We start from the raw sequence: 21,121 nt of genomic DNA on the forward strand, positions 1-21,121 counted from the left end.
CTGCATCCTGCCGGTCCTGCCCTTCCTGCTGGCCCGCGCCGACCAGCCATGGCGGCTGCGCCTGGCGCTGCTGGCGGGCATGGCGCTGGTGTTTGCTGCCGTGGCCACGCTGGCTGCGGTGGGTGCCAACTGGGCCGTCCATGTCAATGAAGCGGGTCGCGTCGCAGCCATGCTGGTGCTGGCCCTGTTCGGTCTGACGCTGATGTCGCCCACGCTGGCCACACTACTGGCGCGCCCGGGCGTACTGCTGGGCAATGTGCTGGCCGAGCGCGGTGGGACGCCACGGGGCGGGCGCGAGAGCGTAGCCGCAGCCGTGCTGCTGGGCGCGGCCACCGGCCTGCTATGGACACCCTGCGCCGGCCCCATCCTGGGCCTGGTGCTGTCGGCCGCCGCCTGGGCCGGCCCGACGCCGCACACTGCCACCCTGCTGCTGGCCTACGCCAGCGGGGCGGCCTGCATGCTGGCCGTGGTCCTGTCCGCTGGGGCCGGTGTGATGGCTGTTCTGCGCCGTCGGCTGGGGATGGGTGAGTGGCTGCGCCGGCTGCTGGGCGCAGCCGTGCTGGCCGGGATCGCCAGCATTGCCGTGGGCGCGAGCCTGCCGCTGGCGGCGAAGGCCAGCCCTACCGAAGATATTGAGACCCGCCTGCTCGAGTTGCTGGCACCGCCACGCGGGCCAGTTGCCGCAGCCATGGCTGGCGGCGCAATCGATCATCCGGCGGAGACGGCCAGGCGCCCCTACCGCAGCAACCTGCCGGTCGAAGGCGCATTGCCGGCCCTGGACGGTGCCGTGCAGTGGCTGAACTCGGCCCCGCTATCGGCGCAACAGTTGCGCGGCAAGGTGGTGCTGGTGGATTTCTGGACCTACTCCTGCATCAATTGCATCCGCACCCTGCCCTACATCCGGGCCTGGGCCGAGAAATACCGTGATCAGGGCCTGGTGGTGATCGGGGTGCATACCCCCGAGTTCGCCTTCGAGCGCAAAGTGGACAACGTGCGCCAGGCCGTGAACGAATTCAAGCTCGACTTCCCGGTCGCGGTCGACAGCGAATTCCGCCTGTGGCGCGCCTTCGACAACAACTACTGGCCGGCGATCTACCTGGCCGATGCCCAGGGCAAGCTGCGCTACCACCAGTTCGGCGAAGGGCGCTACGAGAGCACCGAAGAGGCCATCCGGGCCCTGCTCAAGGAGGCCGGCCAGAGTGCGAAAGGCAATGACGGAGATGCTGCGGTGAAGCCCAACGCCACCGACATCCAGGCCGCGCCGGACCTGGCCCGGCTGGCTTCACAGGAAAGCTATCTGGGCTATCGCCAGGCCACCGGCATGGTCTCGCCAGAACGGCTGCGGCCCGATGTGGCGATGCACTACAGCGCCGCGCCACTGCAACTGAATCAATGGAGTCTGAGCGGCACCTGGAAGGTCGGTGCCGAAGCGGCGAGCCTGCAGCAGGCCGACGGCAGCATCGCCTACCGTTTTTCGGCACGCGACCTGCACCTGGTGCTCGGCCCCGGGGAAGACGGCCGGCCGGTGCGCTTCGTGGTCAGCGTGGATGGCCAGGCGCCGGAGGAACTGCATGGTGCCGACATCGATGCCGCCGGCAAGGGCACGGTCAGCCGCACCCGGCTGTTCCAGCTGGTGCGCCAGCGTGGCGGGGTCAAGCCGCGTCTTTTCGAGGTGCGCTTCCTCGACCCCGGCGCCACTGCCTACGCCTTCACCTTCGGCTGAGTTGCCCGAGCTGGCCAGACCACTCACATCGTTTTCAAGAGAAAGGAAGACACCATGCGCACCATGATCGGCTGGATCACCGCATTGGCCATCTCGGCCAGTCCCTGTGCCTGGGATACCCACGCACCGGAGCAGGCGCAGGCCGCAGCCGCCCTGGCGGCTTTGTCCACCGCTGCCGGGAAGCCCGCGCCATCGGCGGCGTTACCTGCCCCCTGATTTTTCATCGCTTCATCGCTTCATCACTTCATCACTTCAAAAGGACCAGACATGAAACTGTATCTCAACGACATCTCCTCGGCCGCCTCGCGCGTGCGCATTGCCCTGGCCATCAAGCAGATCGAGGTCGACGTGCTGCCGGTCTCCATCCTCGGCGACGATCCGGAAAACCGCCGCGAGGACTACCTGCGCATCAATCCGCAAGGTCTGGTGCCGGCCCTGGTGACGGATCAGGGCGGGCTGATCACGCAATCCATCGCCATCATCGAATACCTGGACGAGCTGCATCCTGAGCCACCGCTGCTGCCCCGTGAACTGGAACAGCGCGCGCTGTCGCGCTCGGTCGCCATCGCCATCGCCGCCGAAATCCATGCGCTGGTCCCGCCCCGGGTGGCGCGCCGGCTATCGACCCTGCCCGGGGTGACGGCTGCGGAGATCGCCGACTGGAACCGGCACTGGGTGATGGAAGGTCTGCAGGCCATCGACCGCCTGCTGCAGAGCCACCAGGCCGGGCCGTTCGTCGGTGGTCAACAAGCTTCGCTGGGTGACATCCTGCTGTTCCCGCAGACGGTCAATGCCGAACGCATGGGCATCGACCTGTCGCAATGGCCGACGCTGGCGGGCATCCATACGCGGCTGGCGGGCATGCCCGCCTTTGCGGAAAATGCCCCGGCCCCGCGCACATGACAGCGGGTACGCGCCGGGGCATGGGCGACCTCGGGTTCAGAACCTGTAGGTCGCCGTGAACGACACGGCCCGCGGCGCCCCCGGGATGATCTGGGAGGCGCCGGTGGCACTGGCGTAGTAGCGGCGGCCGGCCAGATTGGTCGCGGCCAGGGTGAAATCGGCGCGCTGCAGGCGATAACCCACCATGGCATCCCAGCGGGTATAGGCGGGCAACTCGACCAGGTTGTCGCGGTCGGCGAAACGCGCGCCCTCGACGATCAGGCCGGTCTCGCCGAACCAGCCAAGCGGCGGCGCGTAGGAGACGAACAGGCTGCCATTGCGGGCCGATACGCCGCTGGCGCGCTTGCCGGTGAATTGCGGTTCGGCCTGCAGCACCTTGGCGTTCTGCTGCGTCCAGCCGGCACGCAGGAACCAGTGGCGCAGCACTTCACCGGCCACGCTGAACTCGACGCCGCGATTGCGCTCCAGCCCGGTCTGGTAGAAGGTACCCGGCTTGAGGGGATCGGCCACGGTGCGGTTGTAGAGCTCCAGCTGGAACCAGGCCAGGGTGGTGCTGATCCGGCGATCGAGCCAGTCGCTCTTGAGGCCGGTTTCGACCTGGCGGCTGTACTGCGGGCCGAGGTCATTGGCATTGCCGTCGGCGCCGGGCGTGATGCCGATCACGTCCCCTCCGACCGGGGCGTAGTTCTTGCTCCAGGACAGGTAGAGGTGCTGGTCGGGGATGGCCTCCCACACTGCCCCCACGCGCGGGCTCAGGGCATGGCTGGAGCGCTCGCTGCGCAGATTCCTCAACTGGTTGCGCGAGTCAATCTCGAAGTCGTCCCAACGCAGGCCGAACAGGCCTTTCAGGCGGCCGCCCAGATCGATCTGGTCCTGTGCATAGATACCCAGGTTGCTGGCCTTGTGATAGTTCATCTGCCACGGCTGGGGAACCACGCCTTTGTTGTCGCGATTGTCGGGATTGCGGAGGGAGACCGGGGTGGCCGACCCCATCCACAGCCGGGGGTCGCGCTTCTGCCAGGCATATTCGACGCCGGCCAGCAACTCGTGCTGCAACGGCCCACTGGCGAGCTTGCCCAGCAGCTCCAGGTTGGTCTGCAGGTTGCGCTGGAGCAGGTTCTGCTGGAAGCGGCTACGCTGGACCTGCTGCAGGTTGCGGGTGCTGCTGACGAAGGACTGCGAGACGAAGCTATTGTCGAAGTCGCTATCGAGTTCGAACAGGCTGATGCCGTGACGGATACTCCAGTCCGGCGCCACGGCGCGCGTGAAGGTGGAGCGCAGGGCCAGCGTGGTATCGCGCAGCACGTCGCGTCCGGCAGCACCGAAGAACTTGCCATCATCGGCCACCGGCAAGGCATAGGCGGTGGCCGTATTGCGCGGGGAGAGCGCGGTCACACGCGCCGGCACGCCGCGGTCGGGGGTGCGCAGGAACTCCTGGTATTCGGCCTGCAGCAGCCAGCTGTCACGGCCGGATTCCCACTTCACCGACGGCGCGAAATACTGGCGGGTGCCGCGCACCTCATCGCGGAAATTGCCCTCGTGCTCGCGGCCGAGGTTCAGGCGCATGGCCCATTGCGCATCGAGCGGACGGTTCCAGTCCAGCGCCACGCCCTGCTGGCCGTAGCTGCCGAAGGTGGCCGAGGCCTGACCGAAAGCTTCCTGACCCGGCTGCTTGCTGATGCGATTGATCACGCCGCCGCCACTGCCCCGCCCATACAGGACGGCGGCCGGTCCCTTGAGGATTTCGATGCGCTCGATGGTGCCGAGGCTGCGCACGTATTGGGCGTCGTCACGCACGCCGTCCAGCAGCATGTCGCCAGCATTGGAAAAGCCACGGATGCGGAAGGCGTCGAAACGGGTGTCGGAGACATTGGAAATGCCCGGCACCCCCGTCAATGCGGCCGCCATGTCGCGCCCGCCGTAGGCCATCACCCGTTCGACGGCGACGCTTTGCACGGTCTGCGGTATGTCGGTGAGCTCGGTGGCGGTGCGGGTGGCGCTACTGAGCTTGCCGGGACGCGGATCACCCTGGCTGCGCCGGTCGCGGACCTCGACGGCGGGCAGGCGGGAGGTGACGGTTTCTTCCTGGTCGTCAGCAGTGGGGGCAGCCAGCAAAGGCAGGGCCGGCATGGAAAGCACGGCAGCAGCCAGCGCCGAAGGCAAGGCTCGCAGACGGAAACCGGATCGGACAACAGGCGAATCGGACATGGCAGCTTTTACTCCAAGGGAATAGAAAGGCGCCGATTCTAATGGGGCAGATGCTAATGATTCTTATTTGTATCGCGACATTTGCTGACCGATTCGTAGTAGAAGGATTTTCTCGTCAGATATCGATAGCTGATTCAAATAAGTTCTGCCTGCGGCTCGAATAGTGTCGAGAAATTTGTTTCTGCCGCCCGAGCCAGCTTCATTGCCCGCCCCCACAAGGGGATTCGCCGACTGTTTCCGCAAGGCAAGTACAGCAGGTATCTTTTTAAGCCGAATCCCTTATAATCTAAGGAGTTAACGACTATCGGCGGCAGGCGCCACACTGGCCGCCGTTTTTATTTATGGCAATCAAACACTACCTTCAGTTTTCCGACTTTACGCTTGATGAATACGAGTACGTGATCGAACGTTCCCGTGTGATCAAACGTAAGTTCAAGAATTACGAGCCCCACCACACTCTGGCCGACCGCACGCTGGTGATGGTGTTCGAGAAGAACTCGACCCGCACCCGCCTCTCCTTCGAGGCCGGCATGCACCAGATGGGCGGTGCCGCGATCTACCTGAACACCCGCGACAGCCAGCTCGGCCGCGGCGAACCGGTGGAAGATGCGGCCCAGGTGATGTCGCGCATGTGCGACGTCATCATGATCCGTACCTACGGCCAGGAGATCATCGAGCGCTTTGCCAAGCATTCGCGCGTGCCGGTGATCAACGGCCTGACCAACGAGCAGCATCCCTGCCAGGTGCTGGCCGATGTCTTCACCTTCATCGAGCAGCGCGGCAGCATCCAGGGCAAGATCGTGGCCTGGGTGGGCGATGCCAACAACATGCTGTATTCGTGGCTGCAGGCGGCCGAGGTGTTCGGCTTCCACGTCAATGTCTCCACCCCCAAGGGCTATGACATCGACCCGGCCCAGGTCTCGCCCGGGAACACGCACTACACCTTCTTCGCCAATCCGGCCGATGCCTGCCAGGATGCCGACCTGGTCACCACCGACGTATGGACCAGCATGGGCTTCGAGGCGGAGAACAATGCGCGCCTGAAGGCCTTCGACGGCTGGATCGTGGACCAGGCCAAGATGTCGCGCGCCAAGAAGGATGCACTCTTCATGCACTGCCTGCCGGCCCACCGTGGCGAGGAAGTGGCCGCCGAGGTGATCGACGGCCCGCAGTCGGTGGTCTGGGAAGAGGCGGAAAATCGCCTGCACGTCCAGAAGGCCCTGCTCGAGTATCTGGTGCACGGCAAGTTCGACCAATGAAATTCCGGGCTGGGCATGACGCCCAGCCCGCCAGTCCTAGTCAATTCATCCTCATCGCAACGTCAAGATCATGTCCAACATCCTGCAATCCGTCCCGGTCAATCAAAAAGTCGGCATCGCCTTCTCCGGCGGCCTCGATACCAGCGCCGCGCTGACCTGGATGCGCCAGAAAGGCGCCGTCCCCTACGCCTATACCGCCAATCTGGGCCAGCCGGATGAGCCGGACTACGACGCCATCCCCAAGAAGGCCCTGCAATACGGTGCCGAGCTGGCGCGCCTGATCGACTGCCGCGAACAGCTGGCCAACGAAGGTATTGCCGCCCTGCAGAGCGGTGCCTTCCACATCTCCACCGCCGGCATCACCTACTTCAACACCACCCCGCTGGGCCGCGCCGTGACCGGCACCATGCTGGTGGCCGCGATGCGCGACGACAACGTCGATATCTGGGGCGACGGCAGCACCTTCAAGGGCAACGATATCGAGCGCTTCTATCGCTATGGCCTGCTGGTGAACCCCAACCTGAGGATCTACAAGCCCTGGCTGGACAGCACCTTCATCAACGAACTGGGCGGCCGCAAGGAAATGTCCGAGTTCATGATCAAGTCCGGCTTCGACTACAAGATGTCGGTGGAAAAGGCCTACTCGACCGACTCCAACATGCTGGGCGCGACCCACGAAGCCAAGGACCTGGAGTTCCTGAACAGCGGCATCAAGATCGTGCAGCCCATCATGGGTGTGGCGTTCTGGCGCGATGATGTCGAAGTCAAGGCCGAGACCGTCACCGTGCGCTTCGAAGAAGGCCGTCCGGTGGCCCTGAACGGCAAGACCTTCGACAGCATGACCGACCTGATCCTGGAAGCCAACCGCATCGGTGGCCGTCATGGCCTGGGCATGAGCGACCAGATCGAGAACCGTATCATCGAAGCCAAGAGCCGCGGCATCTACGAAGCCCCGGGCCTGGCCCTGCTGTTCATCGCCTACGAGCGCCTGGTCACCGGCATCCACAACGAAGACACCATCGAACAGTACCGCGACAACGGCCGCAAGCTGGGCCGCCTGCTGTACCAGGGCCGCTGGTTCGATTCGCAGGCCATCATGCTGCGCGAAACCGCCCAGCGCTGGGTGGCGCGCGCCATCACCGGCGAAGTGACGGTGGAACTGCGTCGCGGCAATGACTACTCGATCCTCAACACCGAGTCGCCCAACCTGACCTACCACCCGGAACGCCTGACCATGGAAAAGGGCGAAGGCAGCTTCTCCGCCATCGACCGTATCGGCCAGCTGACCATGCGCAACCTGGACATCGCCGACACCCGCCAGAAGCTGGCGATCTACCAGGGCACCGGCCTGCTGGATTCCAGCACCGCCGTGTCGCTGCCGCTGCTGGGCAAGGATGAGAAGTAATTCCTGCAGGATTCCCCCTTACACCGTTTAATGGAAGCGATTCGATGAGCACCCAATTCGACAACGTCACCGTCCTCAAGAAGGGCAATGTCTATTTCGACGGCAAGTGCGTCTCGCACACCGTGCTGCTGGCCGATGGCAGCAAGAAGACCCTGGGCGTGATCCTGCCGTCTTCGCTGAACTTCAGCACCGGCGCGCCGGAAATCATGGAAATCAACGGCGGCAGCTGCCGCGTGCGTTTGAAGGGCGAAGAAGCCTGGAATACCTATGCTGCGGGTACCACCTTCAGCGTGCCGGGCAACTCCAGCTTCGACATCGAAGTGACCGAGACCCTGGACTACGTCTGCCACTTCGGCTGATCGCCAGCAAAGCAGAATGAAAAAGCCGTCGGTAGCGATACCGACGGCTTTTTTACGTGCAGGAAAACGCGTACTCAGATGAAGACCGGTTCCGGCTCCAGCTGCACCCCGAACTTCTCCAGCACGTCATCCTGAATCGCCTTGGCCAGCCTGGCGATTTCGGCACCGCTGGCGCCGCCCCGATTGACCAGTACCAGTGCCTGCTGTTCGTAGACACCCGCCCGCCCCATGGACTTGCCCTTCCAGCCGCAGCGGTCGATCAGCCAGCCGGCGGCCAGCTTGTAGTGATCGTCATCGACCCGATAGCTGACCAGGTTGGCGTATTGCGCCAGCAGGCGATCGCGCAGGCGGGCCGGTACGATGGGGTTCTTGAAGAAGCTGCCGGCATTGCCGATGCGCGCCGGGTCGGGCAGCTTGCGGGTGCGGATGGCGATGACGGCCTCGGCGATGTCACGCGGCCCGGGCGCGGTGATGCCCTGCTGTTCCAGCGCCTGCGACACATCGGCATAGTTGGCGTTGGCGATCCAGCGCCTGGGCAGGGCGAAGCTGACGTCAAGCACGATGGCGCGGTCACGCAGTGCGTGCTTGAAGACGCTGTCGCGATAGCCGAAGCGGCAGGCCTCGCGGTCCAGCGTCAGGATCTCGCCGCGCTCGAGATCGAAGGCGCGCAGGCTGTGGAAACGATCCTTCAGTTCGATGCCGTAAGCGCCGATGTTCTGGATGGGCGCGGCGCCCACGCTACCGGGAATGAGCGAGAGGTTTTCCAGTCCGCCCAGCCCCTGCGCCAGCGTCCACTGGACAAAGCCGTGCCAGCTTTCGCCGGCGGCGGCGCGCACGTAGGTAAAGTCCTCGTCCTGACCGGTGATTGCCATGCCGCGGCCTTGCATATGCAGCACGAGTCCACCGAAATCCTGCGTCAACAGCAGGTTGCTGCCGCCTCCGAGCACCAGCCGGGGCAAGCTCATCAGGGAGGCATCGGCGCGCAGCGCCTGCAGGGTTTCCACAGCATCGACGGGCAGGTAGGCGTGGGCCTGGGCGTCGATGCCGAAGGTATTGAGGGCGCGCAGGGAAACGGCGTGCTGGACGGGAAGCGAAGACATGGTCATAGGGCAGCGATTATAGCGCTCCGGAGGCCGGAGATTGGCTGTCGGCGGGACGACGATGGCGGCGGCGGCCCCACTCCGCTAGAATCACGGGTCAGACGCCGGCCTCCGCCGGCTGCAAGAACATAAGGATAAAGCCATGCCCTCATTCGATACCGTCTGCGAAGCCAATCTGGTCGAAGTCAAGAATGCCGTAGAACAAGCCAACAAGGAAATCTCCACCCGCTTCGACTTCAAGGGTACCGACGCCCGCGTCGAACAGAAGGAACGCGAACTGACCGCCTTCGCCGATTCCGATTTCCAGCTGAGCCAGGTGCGCGACGTGCTCACCAACAAGATGACCAAGCGCAACGTCGACGTGCGCTTCCTGGACGAAGGCAAGATCGAGAAGATCGGCGGTGACAAGGTCAAGCAGGTGATCAAGGTCAAGAACGGCATCGAAAGCGACGATGCCAAGAAGATCGTGCGCGTCATCAAGGACAGCAAGATGAAGGTGCAAGCCAGCATCCAGGGCGATGCCGTGCGCATCACCGGCGCCAAGCGCGATGACCTGCAGGCCGCCATGGCGCTGCTGCGCAAGGAGATCAAGGACATTCCGCTGGAGTTCAACAACTTCCGTGATTGATCCCCGGGCCTGATCAGGCCTTGCAATGAAAAACGCCGGCAATTGCCGGCGTTTTGCTTGTGCGCTGCTTGAAGCGGATCAGGTCAGACCCGATCAGGCCCGATCAGGCGGCATCGCGCTCGTCGCCCACCAGACGGCGCTGCTTGACGGAGTCGGCTAGGCCTTGCAGCACCTGCAGGCTTTCTTCCCAGTTGATGCAGCCATCGGTGATGGATTGGCCGTAGGTCAGCTCCTTGCCCGGCACCAGGTTCTGGCGACCTGCGACCAGATGCGACTCCACCATCACGCCGACGATGCGGGTGTCGCCACCGGCGATCTGGCGGCCGATGTCGGCGCAGACGGGTATCTGGTTTTCCGGCTTCTTGGAACTGTTGGCGTGCGAGGCGTCGATCATCAGGCGCGCGGCCAGGCCGCTCTTGGCGATGTCCTGGCAGGCCGCTTCCACGCTGGGCGCATCATAGTTGGGCTGCTTGCCGCCGCGCAGGATGATGTGGCAATCCTCGTTGCCGGCGGTGGAGACGATGGCCGAGTGGCCACCCTTGGTCACCGACAGGAAGTGGTGCGGCTGGGATGCCGCCTTGATGGCATCCACGGCGATCTTGACGTTGCCGTCGGTGCCGTTCTTGAAGCCCACCGGGCAGGACAGGCCAGAGGCCAGTTCGCGGTGCACCTGGGATTCGGTGGTGCGGGCGCCGATGGCGCCCCAGCTGATCAGGTCGGCGATGTATTGCGGGCTGATCACGTCCAGGAATTCGGTACCGGCCGGCAGGCCCAGGTCGTTGATGTTGAGCAGCAGTTCACGGGCAGCGCGCAGGCCATCGTTGATGCGGAAGCTGTTGTCCATGTACGGGTCGTTGATCAGGCCCTTCCAGCCGACGGTGGTGCGCGGCTTCTCGAAGTAGACGCGCATGACGATTTCCAGCTCGTTCTTGTGACGCTCGCGCTCCACCACCAGGCGGCGCGCATATTCCATGGCGGCCTTGGTGTCGTGGATGGAGCAGGGACCGATGACGACCATCAAGCGGTCGTCCTGACCGTGCAGGATGCGATGCAGCGCGGTGCGGGCTTCGGCGGTGGTGCGCTCAACCTTTTCGGTGCAGCCGAATTCGCGGATGAGATGCGAGGGGGGGACCAGTTCTTTCATTTCTCGGATGCGAAGATCGTCAGTGCGCGGCATTTTTTTCTCCTGGAGTGCTGCAAATATTCAGCTGGAAATTTGACCAAAAAAAAACCGCCATCACTGGCGGTTTTTTAGGAAATTCGGTTTTGTCTTTTTACGAACGCTTACCGCTTTTCACCGCCGTGGGGCTGGAATAGCTAAAGTAAAAATAAAAGTAAGCGCGGGCGAAAGACATGTCTGGCGTCATGGATTAATTGAAGCAGATATTCATAGTGCTACAAATCCGGGGCTTTGGCAAGGGAGATGCGAAAAATGGAATGATGCAGTGCTCATGCACATATTTCTCAAAAATTATGGGATATTTGGATGACTATTGCCTTATATGCGCCATTTAAGCCTCCAAGAGCAATAAAAAATCACGCCCCATGCAAGCCCTGCCCGTCTCCCGTGCCACTTTTTGCTGTGGTTATCCTGCAAAAAAAGCGGTAATTTGATCTGGCGACGTCTCCTTCAACGCCTCCACAGTAGCTTTTTCCATCCGCAGCCGACGAAAAAAAACCGCCGGCAAGCTCTCCGGCGGTCTTCATTGCAGTGTTGAACCTGCTTCTGCTGAACCTGGTCAGCTGGCTCAGGCGGTGCCACCCACGGTCACGCCATCCAGGCGCAGGGTTGGCTGGCCCACGCCGACCGGCACGCTCTGGCCTTCCTTGCCGCACACGCCCACGCCCGAATCCAGGCGCATGTCGTTGCCGATCATGGAGACCCGGTTCAGCACATCGGGGCCATTGCCGATCAGCGTGGCACCCTTGACCGGATAGGTGATCCTGCCATCCTCGATCATGTAGGCCTCGCTGGCGGAGAAGACGAACTTGCCGTTGGTGATATCCACCTGGCCGCCGCCGAAGTTGACCGCATACAGGCCGTTCTTGACCGAGGCCAGGATTTCGCCCGGGTCCTTGTCGCCGCCCAGCATGTAGGTATTGGTCATGCGCGGCATGGGCAGGTGCGCGAAGGATTCGCGGCGGGCGTTCCCGGTGACGTCCATCTTCATCAGGCGCGCGTTCATGGTGTCCTGGATATAGCCCTTCAGGATGCCGTCCTCGATGAGCGTGGTGCACTGGGTCGGGTTGCCTTCGTCGTCGATGTTGAGCGAGCCGCGACGGTCGGCGATCGTGCCGTCATCGACCACGGTCACGCCCTTGGCCGCCACGCGCTCGCCGATGCGGCCGGAGAAGGTGGACGAGCCCTTGCGGTTGAAGTCGCCTTCCAGGCCGTGGCCGATGGCTTCGTGCAGCAGGATGCCGGGCCAGCCGGGACCAAGTACCACGGTCATCGGTCCGGCCGGGGCCGGGCGCGCGTCCAGGTTGACCAGGGCGGTGGCAACTGCCTCCGAGGCGTACTTTTCCAGCAGCACGTCGGAGAAGTAGCCATAGTCATAACGACCACCGCCGCCACTGCTACCCATCTCGCGACGGCCATTCTGTTCGGCGATCACCGTCACCGAAACCCGCACCAGCGGGCGGATATCGGCCGCCAGCACGCCATCGGCACGCGCCACCAGCACCACGTCGTATTCGCCGGAAAGGCTGGCCATGACCTGCTTGACGCGCGGGTCCTTGGCGCGGGCGATGCGCTCCACGCGCTCCAGCAATTGCACCTTGGCGGTGGCGTCCAGCGAGGTCAGCGGATCGTGCGGCAGGTAGAGCGCGCGACCGCCGGCGGGGATCATGGACCCGGCCACCTTGATCTTGCCACTGCCCTGGCGGGCAATGGTGCGGGTGGCGGCGGCGGCGTCCATCAGGGCCGCTTCGGAAATCTCGTCGGAATAGGAAAACGCAGTCTTGTCACCCGACACGGCGCGCACGCCCACGCCCTGGTCGATGGAAAAGCTGCCGGTCTTGACGATGCCCTCTTCCAGGCTCCAGCCCTCGCTCTTGGTGAACTGGAAGTAGAGATCGGCGTAGTCGACCTTGTGCGTGAACATGTTGCCCAGGGCCTTGAGCAGCTTGGATTCGTCCAGGCCGAAGGGAGTCAGCAGCACGTCGCGCGCCACTTGCAGGGCGCCCATGTTGGGTTCAAATAATTTCATAGCGTCTTGTCGGAAGGCAAAAAAGGTCAAAGCTTGCGATGGCGAAGCGCCGGCAAGCTTTCTCGAACGTATTGTAGACGATGGGGGTCGATGTCGCCGATCACAAGGCCTTCGCCTTCCGGCAGGACCGACACGATCTCGCCCCAGGGGTCCACCAGCATGCTATGGCCCCAGGTGCGGCGGCCATTGACGTGCTCGCCGCCCTGGGCCGAGGCCAGCACGTAGCACTGGTTCTCGATGGCGCGGGCGCGCAGCAGCAGCTCCCAGTGGGCGCGGCCGGTGGTATGGGTGAAGGCGGCCGGCATCACGATCAGCGCGCACTCGCCCATGGCCCGGTAGAGCTCGGGGAAGCGCAGGTCATAGCAGACCGACAGCCCGACCCGGCCGAACGGCGCCTCGAAGCTGCGTACCTCGCCGCCATGTTCGATGGTGCGGGCCTCGTCGTAGCTTTCCTGCCCGCGCACGAAGTTGAACAGGTGGATCTTGTCATAGCGGGCGACGCGCTGGCCTTGCGGGTCGTAGACCAGCGAGGTATTGAGGACCTTGTCCGGGTCGGCCGACTGCAGCGGCAAGGTGCCGCCGACCAGCCATACCTGATGCTGGCGGGCCAGCGTCTGCATGAAGGCCTGGATCGGGCCGGTGCCATCGTCCTCGGCATGGGCCAGCTTGTCGCGTTCGTGACGGCCCAGCAGGGGCCAGTATTCGGGCAGCAACACCAGCTGCGCGCCCTGCTCCGCCGCCTGCGCCACCAGGCGCGCCGCACTGGCGAAGTTCTCTTGTACCTCGGGGGTGGAGACCATCTGGATGGCCGCCACCTTGAATGTCTGGCTCATGTCTGCCTCTTGTCTGCCATTTGCCTGGCACTTGCCTGACGCATCCGGCTATGGCGGGACGCGTGAATGATATGAAGGATGCTTCAGTATGGCCCATCCCGCGACTATCTGCAGGCGTCACCGATCGGGTTCAGGCACCTGAATTGATGGCCGGGCCGGGCGCAGGCTGACGACGCGGGGAGGCAGGGGCCACCGCCGGTGCCGGGGGCAGGTTATTGGCCGGTGGGGACTGCTCTTTGTCGTCCCGGCCCTTCTGCAGCACTTCCTTGGCGCGCTCGGCGTCCACCGGCGACACCTGCCCCTGCTTGACCACGATGGGGTCGCTCCACGGCCCGGTCACCTTGTATTCGAAACTGAGCGACTTCATCACCGGATTGCGCAGGAACAGCTGTGCCAGCAAGGTACTCACGCCCACCACCGGGTTGACCGCCATGGCCACCACCGAGGCCGTGCCCAGGTTGATCTCGGGGATCACCACCACATGCAGGTCCTGGGTTTCGCGGGCGATGTCGGCCGAGCCGCTCATCAGCACCGAGGCCGTCACGCCGGCCATCTTGAGATTATCAGTGGTGGCGATGCCGCGAGCGATGCTGGCGGTGCCGGCCACCGTATCGAAGGCAAAGCCTTCCGAGAAGACGTCGCGGAAGTCCAGCGTCAGCCGGCGCGGCAACGCCTGCAGGTTGAGCACGCCCAGCAGCTTGGCCGCGCCCGGATCGACCTTCAGGAACTGGCCCGAATGCACATCCATGTGGACCTGGCCGCCCAGGCTGGCCATGTCCATGGCATAGGGCGGCGCCTTCCAGCTCAGGTCGCCATCCAGCTTGCCGCGACCGCCGCGGATGGTACCGGGATACCCGAAGCGTTCCAGCAGCTTGCCGGCGTCCTCGACATCCAGTGCATAGGTGAAGTTGGAGGTATGGTTGCTGCCGAAGCTGAGCCAGTTGCCGGCGGCGCGGAACTGCGCATCGGGATTGGCCAGCAGCAGCCGGCTGATGCGCCATTCGCGCCCCACCGAGGTGACGATGTTGCTGGCATCGAGCTCCAGTCGGCCCAGCTTCTTGTCTCCCAGCTCAAACTGGTCGGCGCGGATGTCCAGGGCCGGCATCTGCACATTGTCGTCACTGCTGTCGGGCTGGGGCTGGGCCGCCTGTGCTGCCTGTACCGCTTGTGCTGCTTGTGCCGCCTCGGCCGATGGGCTGGACTTGGGAATGACCAGCGACGACAGGCGCGCCGTCACCTTGCCCGCGCCCTTGCCGCCGCTGGGTTCGTCCCAGGTGACGGTGCCGGCCGCCTGTTGCGACTCCAGGTTCATCTGCCAGGCATTGCGGCGATGCGTCGCCTCCAGGATCAGCTTGTTGAGTTTCTTGCCCATCAGCCTGAGCTCGCCCACCCGGGCCGAGACATTGTCCGGCTGCAGGTACTGCGTCACATCATCGCTGGCCAGGCGCCCCGCCGAGCTGGCTGCCGGACTGCTGCTACCCTTGCCGACCAAGTCGTTCTTCAGGGCCAGCCAGGCATCCAGGTCCAGGCTGTCGGTCGCCAGCGCCAGCTTGAGTCCGGACGGCGGCGTCGGCGCCGGCTGGTTCCAGCCGATGCCGCCACTGGCAACGCGCCAATTGCCACCACTGGCCACCACCCGTTCGCGCACATGGCGCGTGCTGATGTTCTGCCCGAGCGAGACGCGCAATTCCTCGCGCTCGATCAGCGGATCGGGCGAGGCCAGGGGCAGCAGGTCCACCCGCAACGGCAGAACGTCCTGTGCGCCCTTGCGCAAGGGTGCCGGCAGGTCCAGCCCCAGCCCGGCCAGGTTGGATTCGATGCTGACCTCGGGCTGGCGCTGCCGCACCTGCACCGTGGCGGTATAGCGGGCGCTCCCCGACAGGCGTGCCAGCAGGCGCTGCAGCGAGGGCTCGGTATATTGCCTGCGCAGCGCCTCGACATTGACCGCGCCCTCCAGCCGCACCTGGCTGCTGCCATCCTTCTGGGTGCCGCCGCTGATGGCCAGGCTGTCGCCCAGGAACTGGCCGCGCACGCCGTTGAGGGTGAAACCGCGTTCGTTGAATTCCACCTTGCCGGTGGTCCGATACAGCACCGGCAGGTCCGGCAGCAGGTCGACGTCGTTGTTGGCGAAGTGGAAGGCACCCTGGGCACGGGTATCGATCGCATGGTTCAGCGGCATCTGGAACTTCAGGTCCAGTCTGGCCTCACCAGTCGCACTGCTGTGCTCCATGACATTGCCGGTCCAGCGCGCCACCGGGCTCTGGTTCACGTACTGCAGGAAGGCCGGCATCGGACCATTGGCCACGCCATCGATTTCCAGCGTGGCTTCGTGCGAATCGACATCGGCCACCCGCGCCGACACCGGCCCCAGCCGCGCGCCCAGGCTGCGGGCGCTCTCGGCCTTGATCTCCAGGCGCGTGCGGTCGATGCTCAGGCGCCCACGCCCCTCTTCCAGCAAGGGCCACTCGGGTTCCTTGCCGTCACGCCCGAGATGGCCCGGGGTGTAATTCAGCTTGAGCCCCTCGAAGTCGCCACTCAGCTGGAACTGGCCCTTGGGCTGCTCGCCAGGCTTGGCGGTATGGAACGGGAAATCAGCCAGCGCGCCCTTGAGCTTGAACTGCACATCATGCAGGTTGCCCGCCATCAGCCCCTCGGTCAGCCAGCGTCGCAGGGGTTCGCTCATGTGCTGCGGCAGATAGCGCCGGATCGCCTTGACGTCGAAGCTGCTGATCTCGCCGGCCACGTCCAGGGTACCCGCCGACTTGCCCTGCAAGGGCAGCAGATGGCGACCGGACAGGCTGCCGGCCACGCCGGGCTGGCTGAACTGCATCTGGTCCAGATCCACCTGCAGTGTCTGATCCTTCAGATATTGCCAGCGCGCCTGAAGCTTCAGGGTATCGAAGGGCATGCTGGGCTCGGCAAACATGTCGGCGGGCAGATCGACCACCAGCTGCTGCGTATCCACCTTGACCGAACCGCCCTTTTCGGTGGCATCGATCTCGCCGCTCAGGTTGCTGAAGCCCGGGAAGCCCGCCCACTGGACACGCGCCTGCTGGGCCGGATTCTTGCGCGGCTCCACATGGGCCGCCAGGCCCTTCATGCCCAGGCCCTTGAAACGTCCCTGTACCCGGTAGGAACTCAGTTCCGGATAACTGCCCTGCCACTGCACGGTGAAATCGTTCAGTTCTCCGCGTGGCGCCAGGTCGTCCAGCAACTTGCGCTGCGAAGGTGCCAGCGGCAGCCGGGTCGCCAGTTGCGACAGCGTCTGCAGGTTCAGGTAGGTGGCCTTGACACTGGTGCGCTCGGCCTTGAGCGGGGTGGCCGGCTCGTAGCTCTCGGTGATCGAGGTCGGCGGCAGGACGAAGCCATCCGGGGTTTCTATCGAGAAATCCGTGAGGGTCACCTGGTGGCCGTTGGCACCGAAGGTGGGCACGCCGTCCTGCTGGCCGGCGCCCAGGGTTTCGCTGGCCGAGATGCGGCCATTGACGCGCTTGAGCGAGAGGGGCTCCAGCTGGCGCGACAACTGGGCGTTGAAATCGGCCAGGCTCAGGTCGGCGGTGAAATTGGCGACCTTGGCATGGTCCAGCGTGAGCCAGGCCCGCACCGAACCGCGACCGCTGTTGATGGCGATCGGGTAGTCCACCCAGGCGCGCCAGACCGCCAGGTCGGTATCGCGCAGGTCGGCATACAGCACGCCCTTCCAGCGCGTGATCTCGGAACTGCGGGCAAAGGCCGGATGACTGAAATCGGCCCTGACATCGAGCGGCGCCGAGGTCTCCTGCGGCGGATTGGCGCGCAAGGACAGGCGGTGGCGCAGCCAGCGGTTGTGCAGGATCAGGTTGACGTCTTCCAGCACCAGCTCGGGCGCCTTGCGCATTTCGTCATCCCAGCGCAGCTTGCTGTGACGGATCACGATCTCGCGCTGCGACAGCAGCCAATCCAGTGTACTGCCGTCACCCCCCGTGGGCACCGGGATGCCGGCCACGAAGAGCTTGCCGGCGGCATCGCGGCGGATCGCCAGGTCGGCGCCCTCGATGCTCAGGTTTTCCACCCGCAGCGCCGCCACCAGCACGCTGCTCCAGGACAAGGTGGTCGATACCCGCGGCAAGGTCAGCGCGGCCTCGCCCTGCTGGTCATGCACGGTAATATTGGACAGGGAAAGCTGCGGGCGCAGGCCGCTCCAGGAAGCGTCGATGGCCTCGATGCTGACGGCGCGCCCGATCTGGGCCGACACCAGATGTTCGATGCGCGGCTTGTAGTGGCCGATCTCGGGCAGCACCGCATAGCGCAGCACCAGGAACAGCGCGCAAAAGACGAAGTAGGCCGCCAGCAGCAGCTTGAGGGTGAAACCCAGCACATGGTGGCTGGCCCGGTTCAGGTGAATGTAGCTGCCCCGTGCAAATCGCCAGCACAGCGCCCAACGGCCAGGCTTGGGTGCGGCGTTATGTTTTTCGTGGGACATCAGGATGCAAAGGCAGCTCGGTATGGAATGAAATCGGGCAGGCCACATGATCGCATGGAAAACCTGACCATGCCATCGGCGCTGGGGATGTATGAGGGGCAAAATCACCGATAAGTTTAAAAAGGAAGGCTAGAATCCCCGTTATCGTGCAAAACGTCAGCCCGCTGTCAGCGGCCTGGATATTGTCTGTCACAGGGGCGCCCCGCTGAAGTGGCATTGACGCCGGTTTGCCTTCCTTTACATCCTGTCGTGGAGCTTTGCGGTCCCCTATGCCTGTTCATCAACGATCCCTGGTCGACGCCACCACCTCCCGCTACTACACCCGCTGGACCCAGGCCGACGCCGCCCGCCCGGCCCTGGTCCTGGCCGCCGCCGCCCAGCCCATGGACCGTGCCGGCATGCAGCAGCGCCTGCAGGTCGAGCTCGACGCCGGCCTGGCGCTGCCGGCGGCCATGCGGCGCCTGCGCAACCTGATCATCTGCGCCCTGATCACGCGCGACCTCGACGGCCGTGCCGACCTGGCCGAAGTGGTGGCAACCATGACCGGCTTTGCCGATTTTGCCGTGCAGACCCATCTGGCCGCGCTGATGCAGGAACAGACTGCCCTCTACGGCCAGCCCATCGGCGAGGAGTCCGGCCGCCCGCAGGAAATGATCGTGCTGGGCATGGGCAAGCTGGGCGGGGGCGAACTCAACGTGTCCTCCGACATCGACCTCATCTTCGTCTACCCGGAAGATGGCGACACCCGGGCCGAGGCCGGCCAGAAGTCGCTGTCCAACCATGAGTTCTTCGTGCGCCTGGGCAAGAAACTCATCGGCGCCCTGGCCGAGATCACCGAAGACGGCTTCACCTTCCGGGTCGACATGGCGCTGCGCCCCAACGGCAACTCCGGCCCGCTGGTGGCCAGCTTCAACATGGTCGAGGAATACCTGGTGCGCCAGGGCCGCGAATGGGAGCGCTATGCCTGGACCAAGGCCCGTGCCCTGACCGGCACACCGGAGGATATTGCCACCCTGGAGGCGATCAGCCGCCCCTTCATCTTCCGCCGCTACCTGGACTTCGGCTCCATCGACGCCCTGCGCTCCATGCACGGCCAGATCCGCGCCGAGGTCAAGCGCCAGGAGGCCCTGCACCCGGACCGCAGCAACAACGTCAAGCTGGGTCGGGGGGGCATCCGCGAGATCGAGTTCACCAGCCAGGTGTTCCAGCTGATCCGGGGCGGGCGCGACGTGGAACTGCGCGACCGCTCCACCCGCATCACCCTGCGCACCCTGGCCGCCAAGGAACTGCTGGCGCCCGAGGTGGTGCAGCAACTGCTGGACGCCTACAGCTTCCTGCGTGACCTCGAACACCGCCTGCAATACCTGGAAGACGCCCAGACCCACACCCTGCCCGTCAATCCCGACGACCTGCTGCTGGTGGCCCAGATGATGGGCTACCCGGACAGCGCGGCCCTGCTGCTTGAGCTGGAAGGCCAGCGCGCCATCGTCGCCGCCCAGTTCGACGCCATCTTCGCCGACAAGCAGTCCGGCGAAAGCGAAGCCGATGGCCCGGCCGTGAGCGTGAGCGAGAACGACAACCTGGAAGGCCTGGCCGACGCCCTGCGCCTGGTCGGCTTCCCGGAAGACGACGTCGAGGACGGTGCCCGGCGCCTGCACCTGACCTGGCAATCGCCGCGCATGCAGAGCCTGCCCGAGGCCAGCCGCAACCGGCTCAATACGGTCATCAACAACTGCCTGCCGCTGCTGGCAGCACTGCACTACGACGAACTGCCGGCCCTGGGACGGCTGCTGGATTTCCTTGAAGCCATTGCCCGCCGCGCCGCCTATCTGGCACTCCTGACCGAATATCCCTACGCCCTGCAGCGCCTGGTGCGCATGATCGGCGCCAGCGGCTGGGCCGCCACCTACCTGACGCGTCACCCCCTGCTGCTGGACGAACTGCTGGACGACCGCAACCTCAAGGCCGCCTCCGACTGGGCCGCCTTCTCCGACAACTGCCGGCGCCAGCTGGCCACGGCCGAAGGCGACACCGAACGCCAGCTCGACATCCTGCGCGAACTGCACCATGCCGAACAGTTCCGCCTGCTGGCGCAGGATCTGGAAGGCGACCTGTCGGTGGAAAAGCTGGCCGATGAACTCTCCGCCCTGGCCGACGTACTGGTGCAGGTGACCATCGAAGCGGTCTGGGGCACTATCACCCAGCGCCACCGCGAGGTCCCGCAGTTCGCCGTGATCGCCTACGGCAAGCTGGGTGGCAAGGAACTGGGCTATGCCTCCGACCTGGACGTGGTCTTCCTCTACGATGATGACGACCAGGAAGCCCCGGCCCTCTACGCCAAGCTGGCGCAGCGCTTCATCACCTGGATGACCAGCCACACCCCGGCCGGCACCCTGTTCGACATCGACATCGCCCTTCGTCCGGACGGCGCCAGCGGCCTGCTGGTGTCGCCGCTGTCGGCGTTCGAGAAATACCAGCTCAACGCCGCCTGGATCTGGGAACACCAGGCCCTCACCCGCGCCCGTTTCTGTGCCGGCGACAGCGCCATCGGCGAACGTTTCGAGGCGCTGCGCGAGCGCGTGCTGCGCCAGCCGCGCGACGCCGACAAGCTGGAAGAGGAAGTGCTTTCCATGCGGCGCCGCATGCGCGACGCCCATCCCAACCGCAGCATGATGTTCGACCTCAAGCACGACGAGGGCGGCATGATCGACATCGAATTCATGGTGCAGTACCTGGTCCTGCGCCATGCCTGCGACCACCCGCAGCTGACCGGCGACATCGGCAACATCGCGCTGTTGAAGCTGGCGGCGCAGCTGGGGTTGATCGATGCCCTCATGGCCGACGAGGCGGCCAACGCCTATCGCCTCTTCCGCAAGCTGCAGCACCAGATCCGGCTACAGGGCTCGGACCGGGCGCATATCGACGCCATCCGCGTGGAGCATGAACGTGCCTGCGTGATCCGGCTGTGGCAGCAGGTGTTCGGTTGAAATGGCCATGTCGGCGCAAAAGTGAAAAAAAAGGGATGCACCGGC

14 protein-coding genes are annotated in these 21,121 nt (G+C 64.7%); 8 read left to right on the forward strand and 6 right to left on the reverse strand.

Going from position 1 to position 21,121, the window contains the following annotated elements:
• The 3 genes from HFRIS_RS09640 to maiA form a co-directional block, all read left to right on the forward strand.
• Positions 1-1,723 (forward strand): cytochrome c biogenesis protein DipZ (locus tag HFRIS_RS09640; protein WP_006463122.1); only part of this gene is annotated, 1,723 nt, incomplete at its 5' end.
• Between the two features lie 54 nt (positions 1,724-1,777).
• Positions 1,778-1,939 (forward strand): hypothetical protein, encoded by a 162-nt coding sequence (locus tag HFRIS_RS25430; protein WP_161625971.1) that lies wholly within the window; start codon positions 1,778-1,780, stop codon positions 1,937-1,939.
• A gap of 51 nt (positions 1,940-1,990) precedes the next feature.
• The gene (gene maiA, locus HFRIS_RS09650; RefSeq protein ID WP_006463124.1) at positions 1,991-2,626 is read left to right on the forward strand and encodes a maleylacetoacetate isomerase; all 636 of its coding nucleotides are present in this window, start codon (positions 1,991-1,993) and stop codon (positions 2,624-2,626) included.
• 36 nt (positions 2,627-2,662) lie between these two features.
• Here maiA and HFRIS_RS09655 read toward each other — a convergent pair whose 3' ends face one another.
• Positions 2,663-4,834, reverse strand: a complete 2,172-nt coding sequence (locus HFRIS_RS09655) for a TonB-dependent receptor (protein ID WP_006463125.1) — start codon at positions 4,832-4,834, stop codon at positions 2,663-2,665.
• 341 nt (positions 4,835-5,175) lie between these two features.
• Between HFRIS_RS09655 and argF the strand changes: the two genes are divergently transcribed.
• The 3 genes from argF to ppnP all read left to right on the forward strand — a co-directional run bounded on the left by argF (position 5,176) and on the right by ppnP (position 7,857).
• Positions 5,176-6,093, forward strand: coding sequence for an ornithine carbamoyltransferase (argF, locus tag HFRIS_RS09660; RefSeq protein ID WP_006463126.1), 918 nt, complete (start codon positions 5,176-5,178; stop codon positions 6,091-6,093).
• A 70-nt stretch (positions 6,094-6,163) separates the two neighbouring features.
• A complete protein-coding gene (argG, locus tag HFRIS_RS09665) occupies positions 6,164-7,498 on the forward strand; it encodes an argininosuccinate synthase (protein ID WP_006463127.1) in 1,335 nt (444 codons plus the stop codon).
• 44 nt (positions 7,499-7,542) lie between these two features.
• Complete coding sequence (gene ppnP, locus HFRIS_RS09670) at positions 7,543-7,857, forward strand: pyrimidine/purine nucleoside phosphorylase (protein ID WP_006463128.1); 315 nt, start codon at positions 7,543-7,545, stop codon at positions 7,855-7,857.
• Positions 7,858-7,931: 74 nt separating this feature from the next.
• On the opposite strand, the gene murB is transcribed toward ppnP, so the two are convergent.
• On the reverse strand, positions 7,932-8,963 hold the full coding sequence (gene murB / locus HFRIS_RS09675; RefSeq protein ID WP_006463129.1) for a UDP-N-acetylmuramate dehydrogenase: 1,032 nt from the start codon (positions 8,961-8,963) through the stop codon (positions 7,932-7,934).
• A 136-nt stretch (positions 8,964-9,099) separates the two neighbouring features.
• Between murB and HFRIS_RS09680 the strand changes: the two genes are divergently transcribed.
• Positions 9,100-9,585, forward strand: a complete 486-nt coding sequence (locus HFRIS_RS09680; protein ID WP_006463130.1) for a YajQ family cyclic di-GMP-binding protein — start codon at positions 9,100-9,102, stop codon at positions 9,583-9,585.
• A 103-nt stretch (positions 9,586-9,688) separates the two neighbouring features.
• Here HFRIS_RS09680 and aroG read toward each other — a convergent pair whose 3' ends face one another.
• From aroG to HFRIS_RS09700, 4 genes are all read right to left on the reverse strand, one after another.
• Positions 9,689-10,762, reverse strand: coding sequence for a 3-deoxy-7-phosphoheptulonate synthase AroG (aroG, locus tag HFRIS_RS09685; protein WP_006463131.1), 1,074 nt, complete (start codon positions 10,760-10,762; stop codon positions 9,689-9,691).
• Positions 10,763-11,333: 571 nt separating this feature from the next.
• On the reverse strand, positions 11,334-12,794 hold the full coding sequence (tldD, locus tag HFRIS_RS09690) for a metalloprotease TldD (RefSeq protein WP_006463132.1): 1,461 nt from the start codon (positions 12,792-12,794) through the stop codon (positions 11,334-11,336).
• A gap of 26 nt (positions 12,795-12,820) precedes the next feature.
• Positions 12,821-13,627 carry a carbon-nitrogen hydrolase family protein gene (locus HFRIS_RS09695; RefSeq protein WP_006463133.1) on the reverse strand — a complete coding sequence of 269 codons (807 nt, stop codon included), beginning with the start codon at positions 13,625-13,627 and terminating at the stop codon, positions 12,821-12,823.
• 130 nt (positions 13,628-13,757) lie between these two features.
• A complete protein-coding gene (locus HFRIS_RS09700; RefSeq protein ID WP_006463134.1) occupies positions 13,758-18,089 on the reverse strand; it encodes a YhdP family protein in 4,332 nt (1,443 codons plus the stop codon).
• Positions 18,090-18,358: 269 nt separating this feature from the next.
• On the opposite strand from HFRIS_RS09700, the gene glnE reads away from it, so the two are divergent.
• On the forward strand, positions 18,359-21,076 hold the full coding sequence (gene glnE, locus HFRIS_RS09705; protein WP_006463135.1) for a bifunctional [glutamate--ammonia ligase]-adenylyl-L-tyrosine phosphorylase/[glutamate--ammonia-ligase] adenylyltransferase: 2,718 nt from the start codon (positions 18,359-18,361) through the stop codon (positions 21,074-21,076).
• Positions 21,077-21,121 lie beyond the last annotated feature (45 nt).

The organism is Herbaspirillum frisingense GSF30 (assembly GCF_000300975.2).
In the GTDB taxonomy this organism is placed as follows: domain Bacteria; phylum Pseudomonadota; class Gammaproteobacteria; order Burkholderiales; family Burkholderiaceae_D; genus Herbaspirillum; species Herbaspirillum frisingense.